This window comes from Paenibacillus sp. J22R232 (genome assembly GCF_056269165.1).
Genome location: NZ_JBWDNK010000008.1, coordinates 47,384 through 66,708 on the forward strand (window position 1 = coordinate 47,384; position 19,325 = coordinate 66,708).

Here is a 19,325-nt window from a genome sequence, read left to right on the forward strand (position 1 = left end):
AATAAAGGGACAACAACTTGTTAGAAATTTGTTAGGATTTAGTGTCGAAAACTTTTTTGGCTTGTCGAAGACCGTCTAAAAGCTGATTTAGCGCTACTTCAAGCTGATAAATAGCCGCTTGAAGGCTCTCCGTCTCCAATTCCGGAAGCTTCACAATCCGTTCTACCTCGCATGCGGCATCTAACAATTCATAAGCAGATAGATAACCGGCTGCCCCTTTAAGCGTATGAGCCATTCTTTTGACAATTGTCAGCTCCGACTGCTTGACCATCATCCGAAGCTGATCGGCAAAGAAATCGTAATCGAGAACGAATTGATCCATCATATGGAGAAGGATTGGCAGCTTGCCGTTCACTCTAGCAAGCGCGCTCTCGATATCCATGCCTGCTATTGCTGGCAGGGAGCTTTCGCTCGCTTCTTCAAGCGCCCGGTTACGCTTGGATTCTCCTTGCGCTTCATGCCCTGCAGCAGGCGTCCCAATCAGCTTGCAGCCCTCCTTAAGCCAGTAAGAGATGACCGTATGCAAGCGCTCCGAGGAGATCGGCTTCGTTACAACGTCGTTCATCCCCAGCTTCATGTAACGCTCGTGATCATTGCGCAGTACGTTCGCCGTTACCGCAATGATTGGAATATCATCATATTTCGCTTGGGCTCTAATTAAACGGACCGCTTCCGATCCATCCATGACTGGCATATGGATATCCATCAGAATGAGATCCCAATGCTCTTGAACGAGCTTTTGGAGCACCTCTTCGCCATTCTCTGCCAGCCCTACCTCATAGCCCTGCTCCTTCAAGATTTCGATAGCGACAAGCTGGTTAATCTTATTATCCTCAGCAAGCAAGATCCGGGTATTTACGGTCTTCAGCTGCGCTGGAGCTGCCGGGGCTTCACGCTCCTCACCGCCTGCGGGAGTGACCTTCTGCTCCAGCACGCTCTCGATTGCCCGCAGCATCGCCGATCTCATAATCGGCTTAATCAGCAGGGTGACAGGCCGCTGCTCCGCAGAGAGCTGCATCATCTCGTCACGGCCGTAAGAGGTCGTCATCGCAATCGTCTTGACGCCCGCAAGCTCAGCATCGCGATGGAATTCGAGCCAGGTTTCTGCCCCATACATATCCGGCATTTCCATATCGAGCACGATCAGCTTCGGCAGCGCACCAGCGCCAATTCGGCGCAAGCGGTCCCTTGCCATTTTCCAAGAATGGAACGGAATCGGGGTCAAGCCATAGGTCTCGATCATTTCGCTCCAATGCCCGCGCATCTCATCGTCGTCCTCGACAATCCATATCGGCTGCTCCAACATGTCTTCGCGAGCCCGCCAGCGCTGCTCCGCATACTTATGCGCAACGGTAAACGGCAGCGTGAAATAAAACTGGCTTCCCACATATGCTTCACTCGACACCTCCAGCTTGCCACCCATGAGCTCTACCAACGATTTGGATATGACTAGCCCAAGCCCGGTGCCGCCGAACTTTCTGGTGGTTGAACCATCAGCTTGAGTGAACGGCTTGAACAGCTTCTCCACTTGAAGCTGGCTCATGCCGATTCCCGTATCCGAAATCGTAAAGCGCAGGCTGATCGAGCTATCCGTTTCATGAACCAGCTCCAGCTGCAGCCTCACCCTGCCCCGATTCGTGAACTTAATCGCGTTCATGCAAACATTAAGGAGCACCTGCTCCAGACGCATAGCATCGCCAATAATGGTCTGCGGCAACTCCTCCGGCGTATCAATGATGAACTCGAATTGCTCCTTGCCCCCCATAAACACGCTAAGCTGATCGGTGATGCGGTTCATCATCTCATCGGGCTGGAAAGGCAGCCTCTCGATATCGACCTTGCCTGCCTCGATTTTGGAGAAATCCAAAATATCGTTAATAAGCCGCAGCAGCGTCTCGGAGGAGGTGTGCATCTTATCCATATAGTCTTTCTGCGAAGCGGAAAGTCCCGTTTTTCGCATAAGCTGCGTCAGGCCGGTAATGCCGTTAAGCGGCGTACGGATCTCGTGGCTCATCAAGGCGAGGAATCGGCTCTTCGCCTGATTCGCTTCCTCCGCTTCAAGCGTCGCGCGGATGAGCTCCTCCTGCACCATTTTCTGCTCCGAGATATCCCTTGCGATGCAGGAGAAGAAAATCTCTCCCGTATCTTCGTCATTATGCGCCACAACGACCATTGATACGTGAACGGGCTCGCCATTGCTTTTCAGAAGCTGGGCACCGCTCTCCCAATAACCGTATTGGCGAGCTAATGATGCGCCTTTCACAAGCTCCGCGTACATTTCCGGCTCTGAATGCTGCTTGACGGAGTGTACGTTATTCCCCGTACTCACCAATCCCAGCATCTCCCGGCCGGCGCGGTTCATATAAACGAGTTTGCCTTCTGAGCTTACCGATGCAATCAAATCCTTCGCCGATTCTACGATATTAAGCAGCCGGTTGCGCGCCTTCTCTACATGCTTGCGATCCGAAATATCGAGCACCATGCCGACGACGCCAGAGAAGCGGCCATTGCGGTCACGGAGACCGTTCGAGCTATGTAAGGTGGGAATGCGCGTCCCGTCTTTGTGAATAAATGTCCATTCCCGCTCGTACGAGAAGCTCTCGCTGCGCAGTTCCTTGAATACCTCGAGTCCCGGCTGCACCTCTCGCCCGAGACTGATCGTCAGCTTCTCAGCCTCCAAGCGGATTTCGTCCAGATCCATGAACATCAGCGGCGTTGCGACGCCTGCCAGCTCCTCCGTCTTGTAGCCTAGCATCTCTTCCGCCGTTTTGTTGAGATAGGTTACCTTGTAGTTGTCATCGAGCACGATGAATGCATACTGATTCTGGTTGATGATCGCTTCAAGCCTGTCAAACATCTCCTGCAAATGCTCCATCATGCCATTGACGGAATGGCCAAGCTGGCCTATCTCGTCATGAGGCTCGACCTCCAGATGCTCCGCCTCGAATATGCCCGCGGCAGCCTGCTCCGTCACCCCAAGGATCCGCTCAAGCCGTTTAACGATACGTTCGAAATAGAGAAAGAAAAAGACCGCAATTATAGCCTCCGCAACCGCAATCATACTGAAAATACGCCAGAATATCGGCCGTATGTTCTCCTGAAGCTTGGACTCCGGCTCCTGGAGCGCGAAACGCCATGGCGTCTCGTTAACCTTCGTATAAAAGACGGCATACGGCACGCCTTCTATGTTTATATCCGATACGCCTTGATAGGAGGAAAGCATATCATCTGCGATAGGCAGCAATGTCGAATCCTTATCGAACAAGTTGGTAGGAGTGAGCAGATCCGATTCGGAGCTATAGATAAGCCCTCCGGCGTCATTAAACAAACGGATAACCGAATTGTCGTCCGCGAACTCTATGAACGGACGCAGGGTCGAGAAGACGATCGAAGCATATACGACGCCCTTAAGCTCATTCGTAGCTCCATAGACGGGAACCAGGATGAGAGACTGCTTCGTATTCGAGAACGTCGGCGTGAAAGGATCCGTAATGACCACTTGCCCTACCGCTGCCTGTTGGAAAAAGCTCTCCCCGCTCATATCTCTGCGAGTTCCGTCCGTTCGCAAAGCCAAGCCATCCTCGTCGATATAGCCGAGCGCATGGTAAATAAATCCGCCCCGCACGAGCTCCCTCCCGAAATAATGAAGGCGCTCCTCATCCGAGCCGAACCTAACCACCTCCGTTCGGCTCATGACGACAACCTCAGCCTTGCGGATTGCCATCCATGCCGCCAAATCATTGGCGCGGTTATCCTGCCTGCTAGTGGTCTTCTCTATCTCCGATTGCAGCATCGCCTTCTTCACTACGGAATAGTTGCCGACGCCGGCAAGCAATAGCGGGAACAAAGAAATAAGCACGATAAATAGTAAGCCTTTGGTCCGCAACGACATCTTTTTCAAGCCGGTTTCCCCTTCCGCTTTGCGTATTCCCGCAGTTGTCGAACTTTGACACTATTATACCTCTTTTAACTGATCATGGGAGTAAAAAAAAGCTGGAGCAATCATACCGCGTCTTTGCGGAATGCTGCTCCAGCTGATTGTTAATATGGCTTCAAAATACCGCTTCCGCTATTCAGCCGCAAGAATCGTTTCGATGCGGCTAAGCTCCTCGTCGCTGAAATCAAGTCGGCTAAGCGCTGCTACGTTGTCGTCGATTTGCTCGACCCGGCTTGCGCCGATCAACGCCGAGGTTACTCGCCCGCCCCGCAGCACCCAAGCTAAGGACATCTGGGCAAGGGATTGCCCCCGCTCCGCGGCTAGCTCGTTAAGCAGTTTGATTTTGTCCAGCTTCCCATCCGTAATATGATCCGCTTTAAGAAACACGCTTGGTCCGCCCGCACGTGAATCAGCTGGAACACCGTTCAAATATCGGTTGGTCAGCAAGCCTCCAGCAAGTGGGGAAAATACGATAGAACCTACGCCTTCTTGATCCAGTACGTCCTGCAGCCCATTCTCGATCCACCGGTTGAACATGGAGTAGGATGGCTGGTGAATAAGAAACGGCGTCCCCAGCTGCTTCAAAATAGCGGCAGCTTGAGCCGTCTGCTCTGCGCTGTAATTCGAAACGCCGACATAAAGCGCCTTTCCGCTGCGAACGAGATGATCAAGCGCCCCCATCGTTTCTTCAAGCGGCGTATCCGGGTCTGGACGGTGATGATAGAAAATATCCACGTAATCCAGGTTCATTCGCTTCAGGCTCTGGTCCAAGCTGGAGACCAGATACTTGCGGGAGCCCCATTCGCCATATGGACCTTCCCACATATAATAGCCCGCTTTGGTTGAAATAATTAGCTCATCACGGTACGCTGCCAAGTCCTGCTTCAGAATCTGTCCGAACATTTCCTCCGCTGAGCCTGGCGGCGGTCCATAGTTATTTGCAAGGTCGAAATGAGTAATGCCGAGGTCGAACGCACGGCGCACCATGGCCCGTCCATTCTCGATGCGGTCTACGCCGCCGAAATTATGCCACAGGCCTAAGGATATGGCGGGCAGCTTCAAGCCGCTTCGCCCAACGCGATTATACTTCATGCTCTCATACCGATTATTAGCCGCTAAATAAGTCATGTTCGATATCCCCCAAGCTATTATTAGTTGCGCCCTTTGCCTATGTGTTGGCGGTCAAGCGCAATCATTATCTATTGTACTGCTACCGCGTACGAATTGGAAATTCCGCTATCTCACATGCCGCTTATCCAGCTTCAAATGCGGGCTGTTCCTTATCGTTTCCTCGAAAAAAGTCGATTGCTCCAGGACGAGCCGCTCCCAAGCCTCCACACAATACGGGTCGAAATGCTTTCCGCTTTCCTGCAAAATAATCGCCATGGCCGCTTCATGCGTCATAGCCTTGCGATAAGAACGCGAGGAGGTCAGTGCGTCATAGACATCCGCAACGGCCGTGATGCGCGCAAGAAACGGTATTTGCTCTCCCGCGAGCTGATCCGGATAGCCGCTGCCATCCCATTTCTCATGATGCGAACGAATGACAGACAGCTCTTCCGGCATAAATCCGAGCCTTTTGCACAAGTCGTAGCCAGAAACGGGATGCACCTCAATAATATTGCGCTCCTCCGGTGTGAGCTTGCCAGGCTTGTTCAGAATCGTGTCCGGAATGCGCAGCTTGCCGACATCATGAACGAGTCCTCCTTGCGCAATTGCCCTAAGCTCCTCGGAGGATAGCGAAAGCTCCTCTCCCAGCTTTAGCGCATATAGCGCAACGCGATAGTTATGGCCGGCCGTGTAGGAATCGCGGGCCTCCGTTGTCATGACTAATTCGCGAACGCTCGTAGACATGTATGTATTGATCCAATCGCTCGGATTCGAGCGAAACATAAGCTTAATGGACGAAGTAATGGATTTGGAGCTGACATATTGACTGACGATGCCGGCAACCATAATGAGAACAGACGCTAACAGCAGAAAGTGATACAGCCACCAGCTCAAATACCACGATTTTCCGGTTACGATTATAATTTGAGCGACGATCATCCAGCCCGCGCTATAGACGATAGACAGCTGCAGCGGAAACCGTGAGGATATGTAGGTCGTCAAATAACGGTAGATCGTCCATCCGTTCATGAGGATGATGAATAGGGTAGCCACCCACATCACCGGTATTTCCTTCAGGCGGAATTTCATAATCAAATCAGGGAAATACCACAGCAAGGCGCAAAAACCGCATAGCAGGACAATCCATATAGGGAGAAGTTGCCGCTGCCACTCCGAGAACCACTTTATTAGAGGCAAATCCACAGAAAGCGAAGACAGCCACAGCCATACGACCGCAAGCAGGACGCTTAGCTGAGCCGCGCTTCCGGCAATTCCGGAATGATGCATAATAAAGCCCGGCGTAGACAGGCCATGCAGAACAAACATACCGGTTAGGGATACATAAGATAACGAAAGAAAACTAATCTTAATATTGCGGAGCTGTATCGCAACGATGCCGACCGCTATGGCAAGTCCCAGCGAGATCAGCGCGACTAGACTGACAATGTAGAAATGCTCATGAGGCGCGTTGAAGCTTTTGTCCAGCGCCGTACCTCTCACCGCCAAATAAGCCGCAAGTGGTAAAAGCATAGCTGCTGCAAATTGTGTGAATACCCCCGTATTTTTACGCAAATTGCTTCCTCCTACATGACGTTCATTAGTATGTTTAGTAACCCTACCGCCAATGGGGGTGTATAAAGACGTTGGAGAACGATAGATAACTCGAAATTTGTAGGATAATGTTGGATTATTTCTCCTCTTATCATAACACCCTTGCAGCTTTGTATAAATAGAGAAGTTAATACGCGATTGTATATTTGCGATTCAACATATTATATTTTATTTTAGATTAAGGTTTTTTTAGGCTTGTTTTGTTATAGTAAATGAAGATAGGCAAACCGAAGGGAGTTTATGGAATGGATAACAAAGAATCGCAGTCAAAAAAAGACGCAGAAAAAGAATTGACTGCGAAAGAAGAGCGTTACACGTTTGATGAAAACGAAGGACAGCAGGACAAGCTTTCCGAGCAGGATGCAGCGATTGAAAAAGAGCTGCAGCAACAGATTGAAGGAGAGCTACAGCAAGAATCGAATGAAGAGCACGCAGAAGCTGCCAACGAAGAATTGCGCGCAACTTCGCTAAGTGCAGAAGGCAATGATCATGCACCACGAGGCGGAAGCGGCAAAATATGGGCGATTATATCGGCCGTGCTGGCGATTGCGCTCATCATCGTATTGATTAAGCCGCCATTCGGTGGATCTGGCGACGAAACGGTCGCAACGGTCAATGGCGTCAACATAACGCAGGACAGGCTGTATGATGAACTCGTAACAGCAGGCGGGAAAGCCACGCTGGAGAATGTCATTACGCAGGAGCTCATCAGCCAAGAAGCCAAAGCCAACAACATTGAAGTTAGCGACGCGGACATCGATTCCGAGATCGCTCTGATTAAAAAAAGCTTCGGCAGCGACGAGGAATTCGAAGCGACGCTTGCACAGTACCAAATGACGTTGGACAGCTTGAAGAAGGATACGAAGATCAACCTGACGATCCGCAAAATTTTAGAGCCTAAAACTGATGTTACCGATGATGAAATTCAGCAGTTCTACGATGCCAACAAAGAAACGCTTGGCACGCCTGAAGAGATTCAAGCTTCGCACATCTTGGTTGCAACCAAAGAAGAAGCCGATGCTATTCTCGCTGAGCTGAAGCAAGGCGGCGATTTCGCGGCGATTGCGAAGGAGAAATCCATCGATCCAGGCTCGAAGGAAAAAGGCGGAGACCTGGGCTTCTTCGGCAAAGGTGCAATGGTTCCCGAGTTCGAAACGGCTGCTTTCGCCTTGAAGGTCAATGAAATCAGTGCCGTCGTTCAATCGGAGCACGGTTTCCACATCATTAAGAAAACCGCTGAGAAAGCGGCTGTAATTCCAACGTTTGAAGAGAAAAAAGAAGAAATCAAGAAACAGCTGGTAGCTACTGAAGCGAATGAGCTGTCCGAGGCTTGGATGACTGAGATTCGCGCAAAAGCGAAAATCACGAATACACTGTCGCCGGAAGCTTCGGCTGATCCTGCTGCTTCGGCTGATCCCGCAGCTACAGAAGCACCAGCAGCACAATAATTCAATTGCAAGAGGACAGCGTTCCACAGGTGGTCATGCGCCTATGAACGCTGTCTTTTTTTGTACGCCGATAAGAAAAAAAAAGCCCCCCAGTCACCTGGAGGGAGAGGCTTAGGGGAGCTTGGCTTAAGATCGCGCAAGCCGGCGGTATCGGTTAGCGAGGCTGGCTGTATGATGTGGCATGTTAACAGGATGATTCCGGCATCGAGTTCGGCTTCGTTGTCTGGTTCGCTGCTGCGGCTGCTGGTCGACTCGCTTGCGTTTCTCTTAAGCTAATATATACTATTCGAATCTCTTCGATTGGAGTAGATGATTGCTTTACTAGATTCGACCATTTTGAAACCTGCAAGCTGCGGTTCGGCGATGGACGGACTTTTAGCCGGGAGGGCGATATGACGCCTTAGGCAGAAATCGGAAAGCCGATTATGATATGATGGGACAAGACGGCATTCACCTATTATTGGAGGGACTCACGTGAGCAATTATGAAGTTCGCAGCTATACAGATACCTATACGTTGTATGAATTAACGGAGGAAAGCACCCAATCGCGCATTCTCGTGTGTCCAGAGCGAGGTGGCATCGTAATCGGGTGCCAGTTGAACGGCTTGGAGCTGTTCTACTTGGATAAGTCCACATTCGAGCATCCTACAGCCAACATTCGCGGCGGCAATCCGATCCTGTTCCCGATATGCGGACAGCTTGAGCAGCAAGCTTATGAGTGGAACGGCCAAACCTACGCCATGGCCAATCACGGCGTAGCCCGTACAGCCGTATGGGAAGTAGTCGGAACCGGCATTGACGGCGAAGCTTCGATTACGATACGGCTGCGCAGCAATGAAGATACGCTTCGCTCGTATCCGTTTGAATTCGAGCTGCTGTTTACATACGCGCTTCAGAACGGCGAGCTGCATACGCGGCAGACCTACAAGAATCTCAGCGGAGCAGACGCTATGCCTTTTTATGCGGGCTTCCACCCTTACTTCGCGATCGACTCGGACAAGAAAATTGCCTATGCTATCGATGCGACGCGCTACCTAGACTACAATGATAACGAAGAGAAGCCTTTCAACGGTGTGATCGACTTGGAAGGCCTTGTCGAGTCCGTAACCCTGCTTGATGTCAAGACAAGCAAAATATCGTTCCCGGTTCTACAAGGGGCCAAGGTAAGCCTGACTTATGACGACTGCTTCAAGTACATGGTGCTTTGGTCCGTCAAGGATCGCCCGTTCGTGTGCGTAGAGCCATGGATGGCGATGACGGGCGAGCTAAACCGCCAAGAGGAGCTTGTGATGCTTCAAGCAGGCGAAGAGCTGCATGCCAATCTGACGATCAGCTGCGAGCGTTAAGGTTTTTGGGCTCATGCTCATGCAAAGAGGGACTGTTCGCTCGCTGCGGGAAATCACAGCGAACGAAGCAGTCCCTCTTTTTGATATTCGGCTTAGTACCCTTCGCCTTGACCGCCCGTAACGATCGCAATGCCTGAGCTTGCGCCGATGCGCGTTGCGCCTGCGGCGATCATTTGGAGCGCCGTTTCACGGTCGCGCACGCCTCCAGAAGCTTTCACGCCAATATCAGGCCCTACCGTGCGGCGCATCAAAGCGATATCCTCGACCGTTGCTCCTCCTTTGCCGAAGCCCGTTGACGTCTTCACGAAATCGGCTCCCGCTTCTTTGCATATTGCACTGGCAGACGCTTTCTCCTCGTCAGTCAAAAGCCCTGTCTCAAGGATAACTTTAAGGATCGCTTGTCCTTTCACGGCTGCCGCGACGCCTTCTACATCACGTTTTACGCCTTCCAGGTCACCTGATTTCAATAAGCCGATATTCAGAACCATATCGACCTCCGTTGCTCCGTCTTCAAGGGCGAACTTTGCTTCTGCCGCCTTCGATGCCGTAGTCGTCGCGCCAAGCGGGAAACCAACCACGGTCGTAATGCCGACCCCCGAGCCTTTCAGCTCATCTGCTGCAACCTTTACCCAGCCTGGATTCACACATACGGTAGCGAACTGGTATTGCTTCGCTTCCCGGCATATTTGGAGAACCTCCTCCTTCGTTGCATCTGCTTTCAGTATCGTATGATCGATCATCGCCCCAAGCTCTGCCGGCGTGTAATTTGTACCGTTGCTCATTATTATTCCTCCGATTCAGTTCATTGCTTTGCTGTAAACAGACAGCTATGCTGCCTATGTGCGCCGTTCCATTCCCTAGCGGCAATGAAGGACGCAGGATACGTATTATTATACGAAGCTTTGCCCAAAACAACAACAAGCCCATGCGAGCCGCCGTCGGTTTACATGAACGCTTGCGATACGCTATGATTGTTATGCTCAACAAACGGGCTTGCGCGCATCCTGAAGCCTTAAGCTAATTGAGATCACACTTTAGGAGGTTATTCTCTCATGGAAAACATGCTCGTTAAAATAAATGAAGCTGCGGCTTACATCCAGCAGCAGCTGAGCGTTCAGCCGCAAATCGGACTAATACTTGGCTCCGGCCTTGGGGTAATGGCTGACGAGGTCATCGATCCAATCGTCATTCCTTATGGACAGATTCCCCACTTTCCCGTCTCTACGGTAGAGGGCCATTCCGGCGAACTCGTAATCGGGCAACTGGAAGGCAAATCGGTGCTCGTCATGAAAGGCCGCTTCCATTATTACGAAGGCTATTCGATGCAGGAGGTTGTATTCCCCGTTTATGTCATGAAACAGCTTGGCATTCGGACGTTACTTGTAACCAATGCAGCCGGCGGCATGAACCGCGACTTCGCGGCAGGAGATTTGATGCTGATAACGGATCACATCAACAACACTGGCAGCAACCCGTTAATGGGCGCTAATATTCCGGAGCTCGGACCGCGCTTCCCCGACATGTCACAGGCTTATAACCGCGAACTTAGAGCGATCGTGGCTGGCAAAGCGGAGGAATTGAACATCAACCTGCAGAAGGGCGTCTATGTCAGCATATCCGGTCCCGCTTATTGCACGCCTGCCGAGCTTTCGATGATGGCTGGCTGGGGTGCAGACGCAGTCGGCATGTCGACTGCCCCGGAGGTAATCGCCGCGAATTACACTGGCATTCGCGTAGTTGGGATTACCTGTATTACCGATATGGCGATTGGCGATGAGCTGGAGCCGCTTACGCATGAGCAGGTTGTCCGGGTGGCCGAGCAAGCAAGGCCTAAATTCATTGCATTGGTAAAAGCATCGGTCGGCGCATTCACCGTTTAAGCACCGAAATAACAAGGGCTGCTCACAGGTCAATGACCTGCGGGCAGCCTTTTTCGTTCCGGTATGCTCCAATTGAATCAGTGCCCATTACCCTGTTCAAACGCTAATAAATATGGCATGTGGACAAACCGTAGGTTGTGCTCTATTCTTTACTATATACTAACAATCTTATCCAGTACGGACAGCAGGAGAGGTGCGAAGCTTGACCTTGATTTCAAAACCGAATCGCGAAGCCGATTTATTCACCAGCGCTTTCCATTACGCTTCCATTGGCATGGCTTTAGTTGATTTAGACGGTCGAATTATGGTAGCCAACCCCTCCGCGCATGCGATGCTGGGTTACGAGGATAGTGAGCTTTCAGGTTTGACCTATGGGGAAATTACCCATCCCGATGATCTGGAAGAAGACGACCGTTATGTGAAGCAATTGCTGGACGGGATCATTGATACGTTCCAAATGCAAAAACGATACTTAACCAAATCGGGCGGCATCGCGACCGCACTGTTATCCGTGTCGATGGTGTACGACGAAGAGGGCAAGCCGCGCCATTTCATCTCGCAAATGATGGACATCACAGAGAAAACGAAAGCCGTCTCTGAAGTGAAGCAGCTGACTAAGCGCATTTCAACGATATTGGAGAGCATTTCCGATGTTTTCTTCTCGCTGGACCATCAATTCCGCTTTATCTATACGAATACGGCAGCCCAGCAGATGTTCGGCCGCAGCGAGGATGAGCTCATCAACCAGTTCATCTGGGATATTTTCCCTTGGCTCACCGGCACCGTCAGCTACAATGAGTACAAGCTCGCCCTTGAGCTGCATGAATCCCGCTGCTACGAGCAATTTATTCCTAAGCTCAACAACTGGTACGAAGCAAACGTCTATCCATCCGACTTCGGCTTATCGGTTCATTTCCGTCAAATAACCGAAAAGAAACGAATCGCGGACAAGCTGCTCGAAAGCGAGAAGAGCTTCAGGCTGCTCGCCGAGAACTCCAGCGACATGATATCTAAGCACGACCACGAAGGCGTGTTCACCTATGTGTCCCCCGCCTGCTATTCGCTGCTCGGCTATCGGGATGACGAGCTGGTTGGCCGGTCTCCCTTTGATTTCCACCATCCTGATGATGTTCAGCGCATCAAGGACCACCAGGAGCTCGTCTTTCAGCAGATCGGCGATTATGCCATTACGTATCGCATCAAGCGCAAGGACGGGGATTACCGCTGGTTCGAAACGACGACAAGCGTCGTCTTTCACGAAGGCAGCCGGCTGCAAACGTTGGTCGCCGTCTCCCGGGACATCACGCCGCGCAAGGAGATCGAGCTTAAGCTGCTGGAGCAATACCAATTGCTGCATACGCTTTCTCATGTGGATGAGCTGACCAATATCGCCAATCGGCGTTCCTTCGACGAGTCATGGAACAATGAGTGGGAGGAAGCGCAGCGTCACCATATGCCGATCACGCTTATGCTCGGTGACATCGATAATTTCAAAGCCTATAACGATAATTTCGGACATCAGAAAGGCGACGACTGTCTGAGACAAATCGCCGCCGCCATGCGCAGCGCATTGAAGCGCCCGCTTGATATTGTCGCCCGGTATGGCGGCGAGGAGTTTGGCATCATATTGCCCCAGACGAGCGAGCTTCGAGCAGCAACGATTGCAGAAGCCCTTCTGGAAGCGATCCGGAAGCTTGGCATTCCGCATGCTGAAGCCTCAGGCTGCGAGACAGTCACGATTAGCCTGGGCTCCGCGACCTGGAACCCGGATTCCGGCGCCACGCAGGATGAGCTGTTCACGCTGGCCGACAAAGCCCTCTATCAAGCGAAACGCGAAGGCAAGGACCGTTACATTTCCAAATAATGAACTTCCCTAATGGCCGCAGCTGAACCGTGCTGCGGCTTTATTGCGTCTGCGGCTTGCTTTGCCGGCCTTGCTTCAGCTTTCTTTCATACATGAAATAGACAGCCAAATATATGATGAAAAATACGCTCGAAACCAAATACATCGTCGCGTAGTTGCTCCATGTCGCTACGAGCCCGAGAAGCATCGCACCGCTGCCGATTCCGATATCGAACGCGTTGTAGAAGGTAGCCGTCGCTACGCCCCTGCGTCCAGGCTCGACCCGGTCGATTACCCACGCCTGCAAGCCCGGGAATATCGCGCCAAAGCCCGCGCCATAGAATACGGCTGCAAGCAGCAGCGTGCCCGTCGATTTCGTCATGTAAAGAATGATACAGCCTATGATGCAAGAGACAGCTGCGGGAAAGAGTACCCAGAACCTCCCTTTCGTATCGAAGATTCTCCCGCTAACGAACCGAATTAGAAATTCGCTTAGCGCCAGCACCAAGAAGAAAAAGCCGATATTTTGAACGCCTGTCTCTTTGCCAAACAATGTAATGAAGCTAATGACCCCGCCAAGCGACAAGCCTACAAGCAGCCCTAGCAGAGATGGCATCAGCGCCTTCGGCTCCACGAACCTCAGCATGAATGGCGTGCGCTCCGCAGCAGCCTGTACCTTGACCCGTTCTGCCTTCGTATCGCCTTTCACAAATGCCGTAAACACGATTGCAAGCAAAAGTATGCAGGCGCCTACGATAAACAAGGCGGAGAAGCCGTACTCCTCCATAAGCCAAATCCCCAGAAAGGGACCTAACGATATGGCAACTGCATTGCCCGTTCCGAAGAAGCCCATCCCTTCGCCTCTGCGCGAAGCCGGAATAATGTCGGAGGCTACCGTGCCGTACAGCGTGGTCGAAATGCCGAATCCCACGCCATGGACAATGCGCAGCATAAGCATCATCGTAATCGTAACCGCGGCATAATAGCTGGCCGTTCCGATCAGACAGATGGCTACGCCGACCAGCAGGAGCAGCTTTTTGCCGAATTTATCGGAAGCCATGCCGACAAAAGGCCGCAGCAGCACCGCCGAGAATGTAAATAAGCCGATGATAAGGCCAATCTGAGCATCGGTTCCGCCCTTTTCGGCCGCGAACATCGGCAGCGTAGGCAGCAGCATCTCCAAAGAGAGAAACAAAAATAAATTCGATAAGATCAACAGAATAAACGGTTTCGTCCAAAGCGTTTCCTTCACAGCTTTTAATTCCTTTCACGGGGCCTATGTTTATGTGGTTTTATCCATTATAGCTAATATACATTTTTAAAATGCCGATTTATACTATAGATACTTTGAAGTTTTCGAAATTGCTACCGTGGAAATGAGGTCTCATCTTATGCCATTACCTAACAAGCATGAACAAGCTGGAGACCAAATCTACACCTCTTTCCTTTCTCAGCTCCTTCGCAATTATTTATTCGGTTCTACGGTTGCTGTGGTCGGCGTCGGCGGCGTAGTCGTATTCTCTACCCTCTCCATTCCAGCAAGCGAGCGTATCGTGATGGGAGCCATTATGGGCATCTCCCTCATCGTCATGCTTATCTGCGAGCTATTCGTATTTTATCGGCATTTGAAACCGATTCAAGCTAGCTTTAAGGCGCCGCTGCCTACGTCAGAGCAGTTGAAATCCGCCTACATGCAGACGCATAAATTCCCCGTGCTGTCGGTCAGACGCACCTTTGGCCCCCATTTCCTCGGGCTGCTTCTGCCTGCGGTTGGCATGGCATTCTTGTTCATAAAGCTTGGCATGCTGCGGGTTCCCTATTTCTATATCGCAATCGCGTCTGCTGTCGCTTTCATGATCGCAAGCATGCATGCGATGATTGAATTTTTCCTCACGACCAAAGCCATCCGCCCCGTCATCACCTATATTCGCGCCAGGCATGTGGACTTATTCAAACAGGATATCACGCTAAGCGGGCATGTGCTCGTGTCGATTCGAACCAAATTTCGGCTCAGCGCTTTTCTCATCGGCACGCTGCCGCTGCTGCTGTTTGGCTTGGCCTCGCAAATCAGGCTCGACAATATGCAGGCTGAGAACAGTTCTGCCTATTGGCAATGGGCAGGCGTTATCCTTATCATTGGCATCATCTATTCCCTCTTGGGCGCATCGCTGCTCTCGCGCAGCATCGAGGATCCCATACATACGATTCAAAGCGGCATGAGCCGCGTGGAAGCCGGTGACTTTGACGTAAGTGCAGCCGATGTCTATTCGGATGAATTCTCCAAGCTTGTAGCCGGCTTCAATCATATGGTGAACGGCCTAAAGGAACGCGAGCAGCGCAATAACCTGCTCCTGCAAAGCTATTTCATGACGCTGGCGGCCGCACTGGATGCTCGGGATACATACACCGCCGGCCATTCAACCCGGGTAGCGCGCTTCTCGGTTCAGATCGGCCGCTTGGACGGATGGTCGGAGAGCCAAATCGACATTTTGCACAAAACAGCGCTCCTTCATGATATTGGAAAAATCGGCGTGCGTGACGCCGTCCTCCTCAAGGAAGGCAAACTCACGGATGAGGAATTCGATCAAATTAAGCGGCATCCTGTCCTTGGCGAAAATATACTGAAGCAAATTGAGCCTGCCGATGCGATGGCCGACCTGCTTCCCGGCGTGCGCTCGCATCATGAGCGCTACGACGGCAAAGGTTATCCGGACGGATTGCGGGGCACCGATATTCCGCTATTCGGGCGGGCGATTGCCATCGCCGATGCTTTCGATGCGATGACCTCGGACCGGCCCTACCGGAAAGGAATGACCTACGAACGCGCCATTTCCATCCTAGAGGAAGGCAAAGGGACACAATGGGACCCTAAGCTTACCCAGTTGTTTATAGCATCGTTAACCGGTAAATCCCGTACCGATGCCTCTTAACGCAAGCGTAAACGGCTGAAGCCGTCCTCTGGCGGCTAAGCTTACGTTTCGCGTAGAAATATAGAGAAAGTTGGCGAAATAATACACTTTCCTATATTTCAAGCGTAAACGGCTGAAGCCGTCCTCTGGCGGCTAAGCTTGCGTTTCGCGTAGAAATATAGAGAAAGTTGGCGAAATAATACACTTTCCTATATTTCAAGCGTAAACGGCTGAAGCCGTTCTCTGGCGGCTAAGCTTACGTTTCGCGGAGATAGATAAGCACATTTATATGTGACAACATATAGATTTTTATATATTGAATAAGAGCCGCCAGGGCAAGGAGTTTCCTTCACCCTAACGGCTCTATATGTTATCCGTATCCAAACAATGAGTGCAATTATCGTTTAATGAGCTTGAAATCGTCATAATGGAAGCCAGGAGCAACCACGCAAGATACGAGTACCGGTTCGTCACCGAGCACATGTGTCATCTGCCATTCATTGGCCGGCACAAGCGCCTGCGGCTGATGGCCGGCGAGCACATCGGGGCCGACAATGATTTCTTTTCTCGTCTTCGGATCCGCTTCCGTACCGCCAAGGCTAAGCACGATCGGACTACCTGAATGCCAGAGCCACAGCTCGTCCGAATATACCTTATGCCAATCGGAGAATTCTTCCGGATGCAATAGAAAATAGATCGATGATGCCGCAAAGCGTGGTCCAGAATAAGGAGCGCCAAGCACCTCCTGCGGTATTTCAAAGCTAGCCTTCCAAATTTCCTTGTACCATCCGCCCTCAACGTGTGGCTTCAAGCCAAGCTGCTCCACGAGCGGCGACAGCTGTTTTACGGATACTCCCATCCCATTCAACCTTCTTTCTCTCTTTTGCATGCGCGTTAGCGGGCTATTTCGTTCCCTCATTCTATAATGCATAAGCCAGATCGTCAATTCATTAAACCAGTAGGATTAGAAGGGGAATGAAAATAACTTCGTCAATAAATGGAATCCGCTTTGTATTTTCTGATTTATAAGTTATACTTATATTAATAAAACGTTGGGAGGTGAACAGATGAACAAAGGTGTACTCGAATTTGGACGCATCAGCCGCAAGCGTGTCATGAACTTGCTTATTATTGTTCCGCTGCTGCTGGCAGCGCTGTTCGCCTACCAAGCCGGCAATACGTTCGAGCAGACTGCCGGCGCAAGCCGCATGGTCGCTTCTGCGAGATTTGCAGGCTCCGCCAACGTAGGCAGAAAAAACAGCACGACCAAGGTTTTTTTGCCGGAAAATGTATTGCTCGTCTCCTACCTGAGCGCGCTTAGGCGCCTATTCAGGCGCTCTGTTTCCAGGTTTGAGCTCCGTACGACTATTCCGCAGCGTTTGCGGGATTTGCTTATGACCCCCATCAAATTCACTTCTCACTTCGTTGGTTAATCCTCTCATTTTGTTCGTATACTAACAACAAATGAGGAGGCATACACCATGAATATTAGAGAATCCGACCTGCCCGGCATTGGGCGCAAATACCAGATTATGACGAGAAGCGGCGACAAGTTTGTCATTATCATTCACGATGACGGGCGCCGCGAGTTATACCACTTCGAATACGATGATCCGGATGATAGCATTTCCATGGTTACCCTTGAAGACGAGGAAGCTCGGCAGGTAGCTGCTATCGTTGGCGGCATGACCTATAAACCCAAAGCACTCGAAACGATTGAAGTCGCGCTAGACGATTTAACGATTGAATGGTACAAAATCGAACCAAACGCCGCTTGCATTGGCAGAACCATCGGTGACGCCGATATTCGCCAAACGACTGGAGCGACCATCATCGCTGCCGTCGAGAAGGAATCCAAGCATATTAATCCAGGCCCCGACTATGTCTTCAAAGCGGATACCACACTTATTGTCGCAGGTGAACGCCAGCATCTAAAGCTTCTTAAGCTCATGCTGCAAAACGGGAGCCGTTAATTATGGATCACATGGTGCTGGAGATCGGTCTTGCCGTTATTCTTATTGCCTTAGTCGGGCTATTAGCTGCAAAAATTCGGTTTTCCGTCATCCCGTTTTACATTTTGATCGGCATGGCCGTAGGTCCACATGCGCCACACGTAGGCATATTGGACTTTAGGTTTATTCATAGTGCAGAACTAATTGAATTCATGGGGCGGCTAGGCGTGCTGTTCCTCCTGTTCTATTTAGGTCTGGAGTTTTCTGTGGGTCGATTAATGAAATCGGGTCGCTCTATTGCGATAGGCGGAACTATTTATATTCTAATCAACTTCTCGCTCGGCTTGCTGTTCGGCTGGGTCAATGACTTCCCCATCGAGGAAACGATGGTTATTGCAGGTATTACAACGATATCCTCAAGCGCGATCGTAGCCAAGGTTCTTGTTGATTTGAAACGGACTGCGAATCCGGAAACAGAGATGATCCTCGGAATCATCATGTTCGAGGACATCTTCCTAGCTGTTTATATCTCTGTGCTGTCGGGACTAGTGCTCAGCGATTCTTCATCGCTCGGAGGCGTGCTACTATCCGCTTCCTACGCGCTCGGATTTATGCTTCTCTTCTTGATCATAGGCCGGAAGGCGGCCCCGCTGCTCAATAAGCTGCTTAACATCCGATCGAATGAGCTGTTCCTGCTGCTCGTATTCGGTATCCTGTTCCTCGTGGCAGGCTTCTCGGAAACGATTCATGTTGCTGAAGCCATCGGCGCGTTGCTGGTCGGCTTGGTTCTTGCAGAGACGGTCCATATGAAGCGGATCGAGCATCTGATTCTACCCTTCCGGGATTTCTTCGGAGCGTTATTTTTCTTCAGCTTCGGCTTGACGATTGACCCGTTTGCCCTCGGCGGCGCGGTATGGCTGTCGCTAGGAGCGGTTGGCGTTACGTTGTTCGGCAATTTCTTAGCTGGCATGCTTGCGGGCAAAAGCGCAGGATTATCGCCGAAGGCATCCGCAAATATCGGCCTTACGATCGTGTCACGCGGTGAATTCTCCATTATTATGGCGAACTTGGGTAAAGCCGGCGGCTTGCTGGAACTGCTGCAGCCTTTCGCGGCACTATACGTGCTCATTCTAGCGATATTAGGGCCACTGCTAACGAAGGAATCAAAGCTTGTGTTCAAAGGCTTGAACGGTATCTTCCGATGGGAGAAAGCCAAGAAACCGAAAGAACCGGCACCTGCCAAGGAACCTTCGGGCGGCAGCTGATGGACGGAATAAGGTAACAAGAA

The 19,325-nt window shown here is 51.1% G+C and carries 14 protein-coding genes; 8 read left to right on the plus strand and 6 right to left on the minus strand.

Annotation, left to right across the window (positions count from 1 at the left end):
* Window positions 1-31 precede the first annotated feature (31 nt).
* The 3 genes from AC0YN3_RS21630 to AC0YN3_RS21640 form a co-directional block, all read right to left on the minus strand.
* A complete protein-coding gene (locus AC0YN3_RS21630) occupies window positions 32-3,892 on the minus strand; it encodes a response regulator (protein ID WP_475777209.1) in 3,861 nt (1,286 codons plus the stop codon).
* Between the two features lie 177 nt (window positions 3,893-4,069).
* Window positions 4,070-5,065, minus strand: a complete 996-nt coding sequence (gene mgrA, locus AC0YN3_RS21635) for an L-glyceraldehyde 3-phosphate reductase (protein ID WP_475777033.1) — start codon at window positions 5,063-5,065, stop codon at window positions 4,070-4,072.
* Between the two features lie 108 nt (window positions 5,066-5,173).
* Window positions 5,174-6,619: an HD-GYP domain-containing protein gene (locus AC0YN3_RS21640; RefSeq protein ID WP_475777034.1), complete on the minus strand. Its 1,446-nt coding sequence runs from the start codon at window positions 6,617-6,619 to the stop codon at window positions 5,174-5,176.
* Between the two features lie 284 nt (window positions 6,620-6,903).
* On the opposite strand from AC0YN3_RS21640, the gene AC0YN3_RS21645 reads away from it, so the two are divergent.
* Complete coding sequence (locus AC0YN3_RS21645) at window positions 6,904-8,106, plus strand: foldase protein PrsA (RefSeq protein ID WP_475777035.1); 1,203 nt, start codon at window positions 6,904-6,906, stop codon at window positions 8,104-8,106.
* A gap of 474 nt (window positions 8,107-8,580) precedes the next feature.
* Complete coding sequence (locus tag AC0YN3_RS21650; protein ID WP_475777036.1) at window positions 8,581-9,453, plus strand: aldose epimerase family protein; 873 nt, start codon at window positions 8,581-8,583, stop codon at window positions 9,451-9,453.
* 92 nt (window positions 9,454-9,545) lie between these two features.
* On the opposite strand, the gene deoC is transcribed toward AC0YN3_RS21650, so the two are convergent.
* Window positions 9,546-10,235 (minus strand): deoxyribose-phosphate aldolase, encoded by a 690-nt coding sequence (gene deoC, locus AC0YN3_RS21655; RefSeq protein WP_475777037.1) that lies wholly within the window; start codon window positions 10,233-10,235, stop codon window positions 9,546-9,548.
* Window positions 10,236-10,505: 270 nt separating this feature from the next.
* On the opposite strand from deoC, the gene AC0YN3_RS21660 reads away from it, so the two are divergent.
* Window positions 10,506-11,333: a purine-nucleoside phosphorylase gene (locus AC0YN3_RS21660; RefSeq protein WP_475777038.1), complete on the plus strand. Its 828-nt coding sequence runs from the start codon at window positions 10,506-10,508 to the stop codon at window positions 11,331-11,333.
* Window positions 11,334-11,535: 202 nt separating this feature from the next.
* The gene (locus AC0YN3_RS21665) at window positions 11,536-13,197 is read left to right on the plus strand and encodes a GGDEF domain-containing protein (RefSeq protein ID WP_475777039.1); all 1,662 of its coding nucleotides are present in this window, start codon (window positions 11,536-11,538) and stop codon (window positions 13,195-13,197) included.
* Between the two features lie 40 nt (window positions 13,198-13,237).
* On the opposite strand, the gene AC0YN3_RS21670 is transcribed toward AC0YN3_RS21665, so the two are convergent.
* Complete coding sequence (locus AC0YN3_RS21670; RefSeq protein WP_475777040.1) at window positions 13,238-14,428, minus strand: MFS transporter; 1,191 nt, start codon at window positions 14,426-14,428, stop codon at window positions 13,238-13,240.
* Between the two features lie 139 nt (window positions 14,429-14,567).
* On the opposite strand from AC0YN3_RS21670, the gene AC0YN3_RS21675 reads away from it, so the two are divergent.
* Window positions 14,568-16,106, plus strand: a complete 1,539-nt coding sequence (locus tag AC0YN3_RS21675) for an HD domain-containing phosphohydrolase (RefSeq protein ID WP_475777041.1) — start codon at window positions 14,568-14,570, stop codon at window positions 16,104-16,106.
* A gap of 376 nt (window positions 16,107-16,482) precedes the next feature.
* Here the strand turns inward: AC0YN3_RS21675 and AC0YN3_RS21680 are convergent, their stop codons facing one another.
* Window positions 16,483-16,944 carry a cupin domain-containing protein gene (locus tag AC0YN3_RS21680; protein ID WP_475777042.1) on the minus strand — a complete coding sequence of 154 codons (462 nt, stop codon included), beginning with the start codon at window positions 16,942-16,944 and terminating at the stop codon, window positions 16,483-16,485.
* Window positions 16,945-17,152: 208 nt separating this feature from the next.
* Between AC0YN3_RS21680 and AC0YN3_RS21685 the strand changes: the two genes are divergently transcribed.
* From AC0YN3_RS21685 to AC0YN3_RS21695, 3 genes are read left to right on the plus strand one after another with little or no spacing between them, the layout of a single operon-like run.
* Window positions 17,153-17,518 (plus strand): hypothetical protein, encoded by a 366-nt coding sequence (locus tag AC0YN3_RS21685; RefSeq protein ID WP_475777043.1) that lies wholly within the window; start codon window positions 17,153-17,155, stop codon window positions 17,516-17,518.
* Window positions 17,519-17,566: 48 nt separating this feature from the next.
* The gene (locus AC0YN3_RS21690; RefSeq protein WP_183564684.1) at window positions 17,567-18,058 is read left to right on the plus strand and encodes a cation:proton antiporter regulatory subunit; all 492 of its coding nucleotides are present in this window, start codon (window positions 17,567-17,569) and stop codon (window positions 18,056-18,058) included.
* 2 nt (window positions 18,059-18,060) lie between these two features.
* Window positions 18,061-19,302 (plus strand): cation:proton antiporter, encoded by a 1,242-nt coding sequence (locus tag AC0YN3_RS21695; RefSeq protein WP_183564681.1) that lies wholly within the window; start codon window positions 18,061-18,063, stop codon window positions 19,300-19,302.
* Window positions 19,303-19,325 lie beyond the last annotated feature (23 nt).